The 13464-nt window shown below is 34.3% G+C and carries 12 protein-coding genes and 3 pseudogenes; 12 read left to right on the top strand and 3 right to left on the bottom strand.

The window, feature by feature from the left end:
• Positions 1-233: 233 nt before the first annotated feature.
• The 4 genes from racE (at position 234) to HMPREF3264_RS07845 (ending at position 2953) form a co-directional block, all read left to right on the top strand.
• Positions 234-1034: a glutamate racemase gene (racE, locus tag HMPREF3264_RS07860; protein ID WP_070872851.1), complete on the top strand. Its 801-nt coding sequence runs from the start codon at positions 234-236 to the stop codon at positions 1032-1034.
• Between the two features lie 21 nt (positions 1035-1055).
• Entirely contained in the window at positions 1056-1643 is a 588-nt protein-coding gene (locus HMPREF3264_RS07855; RefSeq protein WP_070873272.1) for an XTP/dITP diphosphatase, read from the top strand.
• Positions 1636-2145, top strand: coding sequence for a YfcE family phosphodiesterase (locus tag HMPREF3264_RS07850; RefSeq protein ID WP_070872849.1), 510 nt, complete (start codon positions 1636-1638; stop codon positions 2143-2145). The genes HMPREF3264_RS07855 and HMPREF3264_RS07850 overlap by 8 nt, the downstream gene beginning before the upstream one ends.
• Positions 2146-2536: 391 nt before the next feature.
• Complete coding sequence (locus HMPREF3264_RS07845) at positions 2537-2953, top strand: serine O-acetyltransferase (RefSeq protein WP_070831746.1); 417 nt, start codon at positions 2537-2539, stop codon at positions 2951-2953.
• Positions 2954-3232: 279 nt separating this feature from the next.
• On the opposite strand, the gene HMPREF3264_RS07840 is transcribed toward HMPREF3264_RS07845, so the two are convergent.
• The 3 genes and pseudogenes from HMPREF3264_RS07840 to HMPREF3264_RS13130 form a co-directional block, all read right to left on the bottom strand.
• On the bottom strand, positions 3233-4279 hold the full coding sequence (locus tag HMPREF3264_RS07840; protein WP_002442268.1) for a tyrosine-type recombinase/integrase: 1047 nt from the start codon (positions 4277-4279) through the stop codon (positions 3233-3235).
• Between the two features lie 64 nt (positions 4280-4343).
• The gene (locus HMPREF3264_RS07835) at positions 4344-4808 is read right to left on the bottom strand and encodes a hypothetical protein (protein WP_070872847.1); all 465 of its coding nucleotides are present in this window, start codon (positions 4806-4808) and stop codon (positions 4344-4346) included.
• Position 4809: 1 nt separating this feature from the next.
• Positions 4810-5013, bottom strand: a pseudogene (locus HMPREF3264_RS13130) (hypothetical protein); the annotation flags it as partial.
• Between HMPREF3264_RS13130 and HMPREF3264_RS07825 the strand changes: the two are divergent.
• The 8 genes and pseudogenes from HMPREF3264_RS07825 to HMPREF3264_RS07795 all read left to right on the top strand — a co-directional run.
• Positions 5011-7406 (top strand): annotated as a pseudogene (locus HMPREF3264_RS07825) (phage tail protein); the annotation flags it as partial. The pseudogenes HMPREF3264_RS13130 and HMPREF3264_RS07825 sit on opposite strands and share 3 nt — an antisense overlap.
• An 11-nt stretch (positions 7407-7417) precedes the next feature.
• Complete coding sequence (locus HMPREF3264_RS07820; RefSeq protein WP_070872845.1) at positions 7418-8377, top strand: phage tail domain-containing protein; 960 nt, start codon at positions 7418-7420, stop codon at positions 8375-8377.
• A gap of 10 nt (positions 8378-8387) precedes the next feature.
• Positions 8388-8648: a tail tube TT1 domain-containing protein gene (locus HMPREF3264_RS12960; protein ID WP_256323969.1), complete on the top strand. Its 261-nt coding sequence runs from the start codon at positions 8388-8390 to the stop codon at positions 8646-8648.
• A gap of 11 nt (positions 8649-8659) precedes the next feature.
• Positions 8660-9649 carry a phage tail protein gene (locus tag HMPREF3264_RS07815; protein WP_371106826.1) on the top strand — a complete coding sequence of 330 codons (990 nt, stop codon included), beginning with the start codon at positions 8660-8662 and terminating at the stop codon, positions 9647-9649.
• Positions 9650-11526, top strand: a pseudogene (locus HMPREF3264_RS07810) (M14 family metallopeptidase).
• Positions 11527-11539: 13 nt separating this feature from the next.
• Entirely contained in the window at positions 11540-12700 is a 1161-nt protein-coding gene (locus tag HMPREF3264_RS07805) for a BppU family phage baseplate upper protein (protein WP_070872841.1), read from the top strand.
• A gap of 54 nt (positions 12701-12754) precedes the next feature.
• Positions 12755-13135, top strand: a complete 381-nt coding sequence (locus HMPREF3264_RS07800; protein WP_371106825.1) for a hypothetical protein — start codon at positions 12755-12757, stop codon at positions 13133-13135.
• Positions 13119-13464: hypothetical protein (locus HMPREF3264_RS07795; RefSeq protein WP_070872836.1), on the top strand; the 346-nt coding region annotated here is incomplete at its 3' end. The genes HMPREF3264_RS07800 and HMPREF3264_RS07795, both read left to right, overlap by 17 nt.

Below are 13464 nucleotides of genomic sequence, written 5' to 3'. Positions count from 1 at the left end.
TCTACTGCCAATATGTTAAGAAGGCTGAGATAATTAATTATGTCCCAGTCTCTTTTTGTATTTTTATTTAATTTTAAAAATAAAGGCTTGAAAGATTGAATGATTATAAATAGGGTTCATCGATATTGTGGTTATTTTAAAAAATAAATGTTGAAGCAAAAATCGTAATAATCAACAGCGAAAGTCCATTGTGATAAAATGAAAGTTAACTGAAAAAATAAGGATGAAGACATATGAATAAACCTATAGGTGTTATTGACTCCGGTGTAGGAGGCTTAACGGTAGCTAAAGAGATAATGAGACAATTACCTAACGAAACGATTTATTATCTTGGTGATATCGGCCGATGTCCATATGGTCCTAGACCCGGCGAAGAAGTGAAACAGTTTACTACTGAAATAGCTCAAAAATTAATGGAGTTTAATATCAAAATGTTAGTGATTGCATGCAATACTGCAACTGCCGTCGCATTGGAACATTTACAAAAATTACTGCCTATCCCTGTTATTGGCGTTATTGAACCTGGTGCAAGAACAGCCATTATGACGACCAAAAATCAAAATGTATTAGTATTAGGCACGGAAGGTACAATTAAATCTGAAGCATATCGTACACATATTAAAAAGATTAATCCCAATGTGAATGTATACGGTGTTGCTTGTCCAGGCTTCGTTCCATTAGTTGAACAAATGAGATACAACGACCCAACGATTACAAGTATTGTCATTCACCAAACATTGAAACAATGGAGAAATAGTGATGCAGATACAGTCATATTAGGTTGTACGCATTATCCATTACTTTATAAACCAATTTATGATTACTTTGACGGTACAAAAACTGTTATTTCTTCTGGACTAGAAACGGCACGTGAAGTGAGCGCATTATTAACATTCAGTAACGAACATGCAAGTTATACTGAACATCCAAGACACCGTTTCTTCGCTACTGGAGATATGACACATATCGAGAACATTATTGCTGAATGGCTAAAGATGAATGTACATGTTGAACGAATTACTTTAGATAACTAGATAAAGGGGGAACTGATGACTATGGAAGATATTGTCATTGCTACAAACAACCAAGGTAAAATTAATGACTTTAAAGCGATATTTAAAGATGATCACGTGATTGGTATTTCTGAACTGATTCAAGACTTCGATGTGGAAGAAACTGGTACGACGTTTGAAGAGAACGCAATATTAAAATCAGAAGCAGCGGCTAAAGCACTTAATAAACGAGTGATTGCTGATGATAGTGGTCTTGAAGTCTTCGCACTTGATGGGGAGCCTGGCGTATATTCCGCACGTTATGCAGGTTTAGATAAGAGCGACGATGCCAATATTGATAAGTTATTATCTAATTTGGAAAATGAGTCCGACCGTCGTGCGCAATTTGTTTGTGTTATTAGCATGAGTGCCCCAGATGAAGAAACCAAAACGTTTAAAGGAACAGTTTCTGGTGAAATAACTCGCGAAAGAAGAGGAGAGAATGGCTTCGGGTATGATCCCGTTTTCTTAGTACCTGATAAAGATCGTACTATGGCAGAAATATCTAATGAAGAAAAAAGTAAAATAAGTCACAGAAGTAATGCGATTCAAAAGTTGAATGCATACTTAGAAGGTGAGAACCATGTCTAAATGGATTATAGTGAGTGATAATCATAATGAGGCAGGGATTCTATATGAAGTGTTTGAAGCGCACAAAGACGCAGATGTATTTCTTCATCTAGGAGATTCTCAATTTCAATATGATGATACGGAATTAAGTTTATATCATAGAGTAAAAGGCAATTGTGATTTTTATCCTGAGTTTCCTGAGGAAGAAATAATTGAAAATAGCGGTATTAAAGCTTTTTATACACATGGTCATTTTTATGATGTTAATCGCACACGCATGAAACTTGCTGAAAAGGCTAAATCTCTCGCTTGTCAATTTGCATTTTATGGACATACTCATATAGCTAAATATGAAAATATTGGTGGAATTCACGTCATTAATCCAGGTAGTATTTCACAATCACGAAGTAATATAGAAGAGACATTTGCCGAACTGCTTATTGATGATGCGAATAAGCAAGCAAAACTAAACTTTAGAAATAGAGAAAATAAAGTTATCGATACAGTTAAGATAGTTATTTAAACAGTTAAGCATGGTAAGGGAGTGACACAGAAATATAATTTAGCAAAATTATTTTCGTTATCCCTCATTCAATTTGCATTGTTTGCAAAATTTCTTTAAAAAGAAATTTTCTATGTTGAAGACCCACCAGTAAAGATGACTAGGATCGATAGGAGCTTGATATATGTGCAACTTCAATTCAGCTATATATACTTCCTATATGTTTAAAGAGGCTGAGATATTAAATCGAAGTGATTCCTTTAAAGTTTTCATTTTTAAATGTCACTTTGGAGGGAGCGTATCAAAGACTATATCTCAGACTGCATATATTTATACATATAAAATGAAAAGTAAATAGTGTATTATAATTATAGTCTGTAATACACTTTTATTGTTCGAGGAGAAGAAAAATATGTCATTAATGAACAAATCGATTCATTTAACAACAAAATTATATCAGAAGAAAGTTCCAATAGTACCTAGAGTTATGCAATGGTTTAACAGAGCATTGTTTTCAACTGATATACCTAAAAGCGTTAAAATTGGAAAAGGTACTAAATTCGCTCACAGTGGTTTAGGTTGTGTTATACATGAAAGAACAGTTATCGGAAAAAACTGTAAGATACTCCAAAACGTAACTATTGGAGGCAATTCAAAAGGTGGAACACCAGTAATTAAGGATAATGTGTTAATTGGTGCTGGAGCAACTATAATTGGGGATGTGACAATTGGAGATAATGCTAAAATTGGAGCGATGGCTTTAGTTATTGAAGATGTACCTGAAAATGGAATAATAGTCGCTAACAAAGGAAAGATTTTACAAAAATAAATTTTATGTATTATATGGAATAAAAATATCATAATTGTACTTCAATTATTAACCACGTCACTAAAAGGCGTGGTTTTTTATTTAGGATCTTGAATCCCTGAAAAGTCCCTAAAAATTCGGTTTATATAGTGCGTTATTAATAGACAAAATAAAAAGAACCCCGTCATTACGGGATTCTTGATTTCAAAAAGTGTTTAATTTTATACTATTAGCGTCCTGGGAGTCCATATAACAACTTCGATATAACAATGGTTTAACACGTCACGTGTCAAATATGTGTCAAGAAAATAATTCTCTGACACGTGCACCTTGTTCTTTTTTATGCTCGTCGAGTAAATGTGTGTATACATCGAGAGTAATTCCAATGTTAGAGTGTCCTAATCTTTTACTTATATATTCAATTGGTATACCTTTACTTAATAGATAACTAGCATGTGTATGTCTTAAAGAATAAGGGGTTACTTCATTATCTATTTCAAATTTGCCTTTGGCTTTTCTAAACACTTTTGAAATTGCGTTGTGCGATAGATTAAAAATAATATTATCTCTACGTCTTGGGTGATGTAGCAAAGCGGATTTAATATAAAGCAAATCACTTTTCGATACTTCAACAATTCTATCTGATGTGACTGTTTTTGTTCCTGGTAAATGAATAGCGTTGTCTTGATATATTAGATCGTCATAAGTCATTCTATTAACTTCTGAAAAGCGTCCACCTGTAATCAGAAGAATAAATAGCATAATGCTACTCTTATCACTTTTTAGTTTGAAATATTCTCTCAACCCCTCGTATTGTTCAATTGTTAAAAATTTAACATCTTCTTTTTTAGCGCTTTTTGTACCTTTTGCTTTAACGTTGTAAGTGGGGTCTTTAGTCAAATAGCCGTCATATACGGCGTCTTTTAAACAATTAGACAAGAATAAATTAACTTTTCTAACCGTTTCCGACGTTCTACCATTGGCAAAGTTAGTAAGAAATTTTTGATATTCATTACGAGTAATGTGTTTGATCATGATATCTTCGCCGAAGTGATCGAGAAATAAGTCAAGTGAGTGTTCGTACCAGTATTGTTGTTTGATAGATAATTTATCTTTACCGTTAGCGACAAGCCATTCTAGATAATAAGTTTTGAATTTTTTATTATTATTTACTTTCTTTCCATCTTCTAAATCTCTAATTAATTGTTGTGCTGCATTAGTGGCTTCTGCTTTAGTTTTGAATCCAGATTTACGTTTCTTCCCCGATTTTAAACTAGGGTGTTTAACGTCGTACTGCCACGATGAACTTGTTTTATTTTTACGTTTATTAACTGTAAATGTTGCCATTTTGCCTATTCCTCCTCAAAAAAGGTAAAAAAATAATAAGGGTAGTGTGCTACCCATAAAATTATCAATATCCATTTGCTTTATCGTTAGCTATTACGTCAGGATCACTAGGAGGTTCTGCACCACTCAAATCTTCGCTTTTATAAGGGTTTTCAACTTTAACTCCTTGTTCTCCCAAACGCCTAATTACTTGTGCGCCTTCTTCTGTGTTAGCTTTTTTATCTATTTCACTTTGTATTTCTTGCTCACTTAACTTGTTTGTATTTTGTTGTTGAACTGGTTGGTTTTGAACGTTTTGTTGCTGATTGCTTTGTGTATTAGTTTGTTGCTTTTGTTCATTACTTTTTTGACCTTGTGTTTGAGATTTCTTCGAGTTATTTGTTTTATTCTCTCTATTCTTTTTATGAGTATTTTTCTTATCTGTAGACTTTTTATGCTCAACTGTTTTCTTTTCCGTTTTCTTTTCATTACCTCCGCAAGCGGAAAGGACCAATAAACTTGCTAATACTAAAAATATTACCTTTTTCACTCTACATTTCTCCTTTATTAGCTATTTGTTTCAATAACTCAATAATTTCATCATTTTGTTCTTGTATTTTGTTATTTTGTTTAATAATTTCGTCATTTTGCGCTATTTGCACATAAGTGTTTGTTTTCATATCTTTGTAATGATGAAACTTTGCTTGTTCTTTTTGGCTAAAATGAGTGCCAACACCAATTAAATTATAAATATCTTTAATTTGATGAAAGCATTTGCACCTAATACTCACTTAATTTTAGAATCACTCGCACAAATGGCAAGCCAATTTGAACAATGGAGTGCAACGGTAGCTAAATCGGATGGATTTAAGAAATTTATAGCTTACGTTCAAGAAAATGGTCCTAAATTACTACAATTACTTGGTAATTTAGTCATGATTATCATTAATGTTGCCACTGCAATGGCACCTTTAGCTTCAGCAGTATTAGATGTTGCTTTAGCTATTACAGACTTTATCAAAATCTTACTGAGGCTCATCCTGCGATAGGAATGTTAATCGGTATTGTTGCTACTTTAGCTGGTATCTTTATGACTATCGGCCCACCTATATTGTTTGCTATAGGCTTTATATCTAAATTTGTTGAAGCAATTGGTGGAATGGAAGTAGTTATAGGTATTGTTGAAGGAGTTATTGATGCTATAGTAGGTGCATTTGCACTAGTAGATGCTCCGATTTTAGCTATTGTTGCAGCAGTTGCGGCAGTCATTGCTATATTTGTGGCATTGTGGAATTCTTCTGAAGTATTGCGAAATGCACTAACAGACGCATGGAATGCAATAGCTAGTTCAGTTGGTGCTGCAATTAAAGCAGTAATCGGTTTCTTAGGCGATTTATTTGGTCGTGCTAAAGAAATACTTGCACCTCTAGGACCTATATTCAAACAAACTTGGGACGACATTGTTGCTATTGTAGAAGCAGCAGTTACAGTTATAGCCCCAATGATTAAACAAGCCTTTAATACTGTTGTTGCAATCGTTAAAGTAGCTTGGGAGATTATTAAAGCAGTAATAAAAATTGCTATGGAGGTTATCTTAGGTACAATAACAGCTTTACTTCAATTATTATCCGGAGACTGGCGCGGTGCTTGGCAAACAATTTCTAAAGCAGGTGCTGAAATTTGGAAAGCTATCGTTAATATGGCAAAAAATATTTGGGGTATCTTAGGCGATTACTTAAAACAATCATGGCAAAACATTGTTGAAGGATTTAATGCGATATTCGGACCATTAGCAGGTATAGCAGGATCTATATGGAACGCCATTGTGAACGTTGTTAAAACAGTTGTTTCTGGTTTAGGAGCATTCTTATCGAGCATTTGGACTGCTATTGTAACAAGTGCCCAATTCCAATGGAGTGTCATTGTTACAGTAGCTCAAACAGTATGGACGGCAATCGTAAACGTCATTGTAACGGTTGTAACTACATTAGTAAGTATTCTATCAACAATTTGGACGACTATTGTTACAGTAGCGACCACTATCTGGACTACGCTGGTTACCGTGGCTCAGACGATTTGGACAATGATCGTAACGACTATCACAACGATAGTTACTACACTAGGAACAATTTTATCAGCAATTTGGACTGGAATAGTAACCGTAGCAACTACGATTTGGACAACTTTAGTCACTATTGCACAAACAATCTGGACTTTAATAGTCACTACTATTACTACAATTATCACTACATTAGTCACGATTATAACAACTGTATGGACAACTATAGTAACCGTTACATCTACAATATGGACGACAATCGTCACAATCGCACAAACTATCTGGACAACTATAATGACAATAGTTTCTACAATAGTACAAACTCTCGTTGCGCTTGTAAGTGCTGGATGGAATGGATTATTATCTGTCACGTCTAGTATTATGGGCGGGATCTTAGGTATTATTTCTTCAATTTGGTCTACCATTGTTAGTATTGTATCAAGTTTTGTATCAAATGCAGTGAATTTTGTGGTTAATGGTTGGAACAATATGTTAAATGCTATTACTTCAGCTATGTCTGGCATTATAAGTGCTGTTATGAGCGGTATGATGAACGTAGTGAATTCAGTCAGAAGTGGCGTATCAAACGCAGTAAATGCTGTTCGTAGCTTTGTAGGTGGAATGATAAGTGCTGGTCTCGATTTGATGCGTGGCTTAGTTAACGGTATTAAGAGTGGCTTGTCATGGGTTGTAAATGCAGCACGAAATGTTGCTCAACAAGCAGTAAATGCTGCTAAAAGTGCACTAGGCATTCACTCTCCATCACGTGTTTTCAAAGAAATCGGAGCCTACACTATGGAAGGCTTTGGCATAGGTATTGATAAAGAAGGACGAAATGTTGTTTCTGGAATGGGAGCAATGGCTCGTTCAGCATCAGACGCTTTCAATACTAAACTCCAAATTCCAGATATACAAAGCAACTTAAAGAATGCTAACGCTTCAGTCAATTCACAAGTGACGCATACACATGAATTTAAAACAAATCCGTCACAACGTGTTGTACGTGTTGAAATGGGCGTTGATAATGACGCATTAACTACTATTGTAAACGGACAAAATGCAGACCGTGATGCTATCTTCACATTCTAGGAGGTCAGACGATGGATATTGAAATTAAAAAGAAAGACGGAACTAAATATAAGTTGTCTGACTTCGGCTTTCGAGTGAAAGATGTAGTTATCGAAAGTATGGAGATAGAAGACAACTATGAAACAAAAGAAAACACAAGTGGTCGTATATTATTAAGTTCACAATATCGTAAACGTAAAATCACAGTACCATGTTATGTGTTTTCAACTAAATTAAATGACATACCTCGATTAAGAGATGAATTTTATAATTTAACAGTTGATACTGAAGTCGTTTGGTTACGAGAATTAAGGAAAAGAAAGCCTAAGAATTATAGGTTTATTGAACCTACTGAAGATGATTTTCAAGAGTATGATGAATACGGAAATGCGATTTACGATCATGATAAATTCTCTGATGATTACTATGTAAGCGGAAAACAGTATTTAGTTAAATGTTCGGCGCCTATTATTCCAGAACAAAAAGGGCGCTATATTCATTTTGAACTAGAGTTTGAAACTGAAGAAATCCCATTCGCTGAAAGTATAGGAACATCTTTGGATTTAGAAAAGCGTCCTGATAAGGAATTGTGGTCTAATGACATGGACATTCCATTTGATGAAAACGATGTGACTAGACAATACACATTTACTAATGTCTGGAACAACAGCGTTTATTATCACGGTAACGTCCCGAACAATGAGTATAAGCTGTATAAAAAAGTAACAATTGTTTTAGGTTCCAACATCAAAGCAACGGAAAAATTTTCATTTTCTTGCGGAGTTTTATCAGACATTATGACTATCAAAGGAATATCTCTAAAAAAAGGCGATGTTATCGTATATGACGGTGTTCAAACCTTTAGAAATGGCGTACCTATTAATAACGAGGCTTCAAATGCACAACCTAAATTTAAACCAGGTTGGAATGACTTTAAGTTTAGCCATTTTGTTAAAAAAGCAGAATTTGATATGAAATTTTATTACAAGTAGAGGTGATTGAATGCCAGTATTAATTACACCACATCGTGGCAGAGGTATTCCTGTTCATGTAACAACAACTACTACAGAAAAATTAGGTTCAGAAACAATAGTTAAACTCAAGATATTAGAAGATAAATTTAATTATCAAGTCATCAGAGGTATTAGAAAACGTTGGACACTCACTCAACTTAAAGGCCCTGAAGATTATAGAGAATATGTGGCTTTTATCATTGATAGACAGACACACACGGACGACTTCAAGAAGTTTCTGTTTCTTTAAGAGAAAAGCCTATAGATATTATTAAAAGACATGTTGTTCATAATAAGATTTCTGGACCATACAGAGTACAAGACTTCCTAGATATTATCTTTAAAAATACTGGACTAGAATATGAAGTTCCTAGTGACCTTTATTATGCAGATATTAAAGACTCTGGAGAAGGAGAAACAGTCGAAGATTTAGTCAAAAAAGCTATGGATATTTGGGATTTAGAATTCGAAATTAAGTACAGTCATAAAGCGAAAAAATATACTTTCGTTTTCACTCCTTATTTAGAAAAAAGAGCTTCATATCATATAGACGATGAAATTAATGCGAATAATATGAAGTATGAAGAAGATTCCGGACAATTATACACATATGCTGTTGGCTATGGAGATTACTCTGATGACGAGGGTCTTGACGGTGCTGGACTTATTGAATATTTCGAACATCCAGAAATGAAAGATATAGGTAAGTTTGAAGCTCCACCAATTAAAGATGGAACAATTAAAGATCCAGAGATTATGAAAGCTAAACTACAAACACTTATCTATGATTCAATTAAAATATCATTAACCTTAGATTTTATAACACTAAGAAAATACTATAAAAATGCAATCCCTAAAGTCGGAGATGTTGTTAAAGTAAAACACTCGATTTTAGGGATTAATCAATTTATGAGAATTGTTGAAGTAACAACAGTTAGAGATGCTGACAATAAAATTGTTAAGCAAGATGTTACACTCGGAGACTTCAACCGTCACGCTCGTTATTTAAAACGATTGAGTGAAGCTGCCCAAGTTATTGGTGGCTTAGGTGGTGGAAGTTTTGCAACGAATTATCGTAAAACTGAATCAAAAGCTAATTCAGCAGTGGAAACATCACGAAAAGTCACAACAACTGATGGTGGTAAAGGGTCAAGTCCTATTGAAATTAAAGGCGAGGACGGTAAATCATACGACCTCAGCAATATAACCGTTGATAATAACGGAATTTTGAAAGTTAAGGAGGTCAAATAATTGAGAAAAACAATTTATGAAGAATTAGACACTATATTTGGTGCTAGATTCGTCAGAGAATGTGAATTAAATTTATAGCAACTCGTGAAATGTTAATTAATGTAGAAGAAATTTTACAAAGACATAATTATGTAGACAAAAAAGCTCATAAAACCTATCAAATTGAACATGTTCATGCTGATGGTTCCAAACAGAGCCTCGAAGGTGCAATGAGATGGTTTGACGCTCGATTACGTGCAACTTTAGTTCCTACCCTTGCAAACGATCAACAAGAAATTTTAGACGCAAGAGCAAGTATTGACGGAATTAACTTTGATACACTGGGCGATCGTTTAGGTCATGATTTTAACAATTTAAACAATCTAGTTGAAAATGAACTTAATGTAGCAGATGACAATAGTTACATGTGGAATCCTCCATACATTAAAGGTGCTATGCGAGGAGAAAATGACGCCCCGTTACACAATGACCCTGTAGAGAATTTAAAAATCTTTTGGGATAAATTTGTTGATAATAAATATTGTCGAAAATCATTCATAGGTAAAGATCAATCGAATAAATATGATATTTACCGTTATACATTTGAGCCTCAACATTATAGTAAAACAATTGTAGTCACATCATGTATTCATGGTAATGAGTACAGTGCTTTCTATGCGTTAAGTCGTTTTATGGATTTAGTCGTAAATCATTGGCATGAACACGCACCGCTAGCAAACTTGCGTAAAAACGTTAGATTGATTGTTGTGCCAATTGTTAACCCTTGGGGATTTGCAAACCAACAACGTGAAAACTCTAATAATGTCGATTTAAACCGTAACTTTGATTACTACTGGGAGAACGGGACTGGTACAAGTCCAAGCAAAGCCAATTACAAAGGTAAATATCCTTTCAGTGAGAAAGAATCTAAAAACATGAAATCGTTATTTGAGGGATTAGGAGACATCGCAGGTCATGTCGACTGTCACAACATCATTTCTCAAGTTTCAGATTACTGTTTATTCTATCCTCGTTTTGCCAATCAACCTAACAATATTATGACGCAATTACTACAAGATATGAGTGATTACGGAGATTATGTTACTTGGGGCTCTAGTACACTAGCGTCATTCAGTAACTGGGTAGGTATCAAAAGAAATATCACTTCATTCTTGCCTGAAGTATATGAAGGACGTGCAGGACAACCTAGAGGTGCAGAAGAAATGTGGCGTTCTGTGTATTTCTTAGGGAATATCATTTTAAGATTAGCTCAAGCTAACGTAAGTAAAAACGGACGTACCGCTACTGAACCAATCGCTAAATCATTTGTTTATAGTGACAGATACAAATCTAAAGGCTCTTCGCCTTTCAGCTTGATAGCAACTGACAAATGGCAACGTATGTTAATGACGCAACAACGCTTTAAAGTAACTGCTAACGGTTTTGCAACACTTCATGGATCTATCACAGTTGAAGTTGATAGAGATACCACGTTTGGAGTTAATCCGATGGTAATTCAAAACTACAATCCATTTAGTGGGAATGGAAAATCAGACAGACGCCAATTGTTTAAAGTTGAGCACACGCTTAAAAAAGGAATTCACACTATACCTATTCATGCAATAGCACCTATTCAAATGTCTACGACTTCTCCAGAAAACGTACATCGTACTGATGAAGTCATGCCGGTTGTAGAAGTAAGACGTTCCAAAGGTGTGTGTCACGTTAAAAATTTAGTCATTATTGCTGAGTTTACGCCTAGTCATTCTCACAACTCACTACAAATGTTCCAAAGCGGTCCATACGGAAACCAAAAAGAAAACACATTTGAGCAAATTTTCCCTAACAAACCAGCAGCGTTTGATACTAGAAATAAAATCATTAAGAAGAAAAAATAAGGAGGTTTATTAAATGAGTGATTTCTCAAAAGATGGCATTTATAAAGAGGCAAAATTGACTGTACTTGATGAACCTCGTTTAGTTCCTATTACTACAGAACAATTAGTTTTCTACAATTTAGACATCAATACAGCAATGCTAACGTTCCAACTCAAAAAAGGTGTATATCCTTTACAAGTTAGTAAAACGAATGCTGATATACATTGTTTCTTTGAATCTACAAACGGATCTCAAACAGATAGAGCCAATATCGAATTTGTAGATAGCTTAAACGGAATTATTAGATTTACGGTTGATAATGACTTTTTAAGTGCTTCAACAGATACATGGGTAACTGGACAAATCTACTTAAAAGCTGTTGGACGCGAGGACACGGTTGTTTTAAACGAATTTCGTTTTTTTGTAAAGGACGCATTGATCAATAAAATAGGTGCAGACATCAAAGTTAAGACTATTAGACAAATAGACAAACTTGTTATAGATGCACGAAAGAAAATTGATGAGGAAATCAATAGTTTAACAAGATTAAAAGATGTGAGACTTGAATTCGATTCATTTGTAACTAAGCAAAAATCAGATTTAAATAAGACAATCAATGATACTAAAGACGAAATGAACAATATTAAAGATTCAGCTGAAAAAAGTGTTGACGCTCAACTTGAAAGGTTACGCATTGAATCAGACGATGTGCTTAAAAAGATACAAGATTCTAGCGATGTAGTGAATAAAGCAGAATTAGATGCTATGCTATCCGATTATGTTAAAAGTAATGATTTCAAGACTGAACTAGACAAAAAAGCGAATACCGGAGATGTGACTCAACCTAGCGCTTTAGAGCAACTCATAAATGCTAAAGTTGATGAACGTTTAGCAAAAGTTACTACGCCTTACACATTTACAGATGCAAACGGTTATATCCCTAGAATAGAAAATCCTGATTTCGACACAATGAGTGGTATCGACAAATCGGGATTATTTTATGCGTATAGTCCTGTTAACTCTCCAGATACAGAGAACGAGAGTGGTTACTTATTCGTTATTGCTCGTAGTTCTACTTATAAGAAAGTGATATTTATGCCTTATAACAAACACACAATGTATTCTAGAAACAAACTAGGTTCTACGACTGGTTGGGGTAAATGGCACAACATCACGTCACAATTTAGTAACTAGAAGGAAGGTGTAGAAGTGAAAAGAGATAATTTTTATTATTTATTAGTAGTTGTGATGCTCGTAGGTTTTGGCTTTCTACAATTTGAACGTGGTTTCTTTTGGGCAAAAGAACAAAACGATATTTTAGGCGACAGTGAATTCTATGTAGCATTGCATCACATTATGCCTATATGGGTATGGGGTATATTCGGAATGTTGTTTAGTATATTCATCATTATATCGCCGTTCTTTCTACCTAAACAAAAAATCAATAACTTATTCAACATTTTTCTTGTAATAGGGGGTTGTGGAAACGCAATTTTCTATTTTTTTATGACTTCGGCTAGTGTATTCAATGCAATAAATTGGTTGACTCCTCTACAGTTTGCAACATATACGATGATTAATGTTGTCCTCGCTTTCTTCGGAGGTGCCGAGTATGTCAAACGAAAATGACTACATTAAACGTCATGAATTCGAGAGAAGTAACGGTAAAATATATGAGCGCATTAATCAAACTGACAGAAAACTTGTTGAATTAAGTGGTAAGATTGATACTCAAAACGCGATACAAGAAAAAAACTTTCAATCTCAAGAACGTTCAGAGAAACATTTAGAAAAAATAAGTGGAGAAATAAGTAAAGTTAAAGACGGGTTTAACGATGTAAAAAATAAAGTAGATAGACACACCGAAGAACTAAACAGAATAAACAAAACAGTGGGCGATAAGCAAAAGTGGAACATTGGTATTGCTACAGCAATTGTAACTGGTATCTTTGGACTTT

Origin of the sequence: Staphylococcus sp. HMSC62A08, from assembly GCF_001839105.1 — a bacterium.
GTDB lineage: Bacteria > Bacillota > Bacilli > Staphylococcales > Staphylococcaceae > Staphylococcus > Staphylococcus caprae.
The sequence above is the reverse complement of the archived record's forward strand: the minus strand, read 5'-3'. Positions and strand labels throughout refer to the sequence as shown.